Genomic DNA, 698 nt, shown 5'->3' with positions numbered 1-698 from the left:
CGCCAGCCTAAAGTTCGTTTCAATCTCACTTATCGGAACTCTTCGTACCGGTTTCGATATAAAACCATCCCTAACAGGAGACAGCGCATCATGAGCGATCAGAACAGCCAAGCCAACCGGTCCGTGCCCGTCGGTCCCACCCGCATGACCCCTTCCGAGGCCTTCGTCGAGACCCTGGTCTCGAACGGCGTGACCGACATGTTCGGCATCATGGGCTCGGCCTTCATGGATGCGATGGATATCTTCGCGCCGGCCGGCATCCGCCTGATCCCGGTGGTGCATGAGCAGGGCGCCGGCCACATGGCCGATGGCTTCTCCCGCGTCTCGGGTCGCCACGGCGTGGTGATCGGCCAGAACGGCCCCGGCATCTCCAACTGCGTGACCGCGATCGGCGCCGCCTTCTGGGCCCACAGCCCGGTGGTGATCGTGACCCCGGAGACGGGCACCATGGGCATGGGGCTGGGTGGTTTCCAGGAGTGCAACCAGCTGCCGATGTTCCAGGAGTTCACCAAGTACCAGGGCCACGTGACCCACCCGGCCCGCATGGCCGAGTACACCGGCCGCTGTTTCGATCGCGCCATGAGCGAGATGGGCCCGACCCAGCTGAACATTCCGCGTGACTATTTCTACGGCGACATTACCTGCGAGATTCCGAAGCCCGCCCGTCTGGACCGTGGCGCCGGTGGCGAGCACTCGCT

At 63.9% G+C, this 698-nt stretch carries 1 protein-coding gene; it reads left to right on the top strand.

Annotated features, from left to right (window positions below):
• Positions 1–90: 90 nt before the first annotated feature.
• Positions 91–698: thiamine pyrophosphate-binding protein (locus tag AC22G6_RS21805; protein ID WP_487368504.1), on the top strand; the 608-nt coding region annotated here is incomplete at its 3' end.

It is taken from the genome of Parazoarcus sp. PS-13 R2A (genome assembly GCF_057621855.1).
Note: the sequence above shows the minus strand (reverse complement) of the source record. Positions and strands in the feature narration are given on the sequence as shown.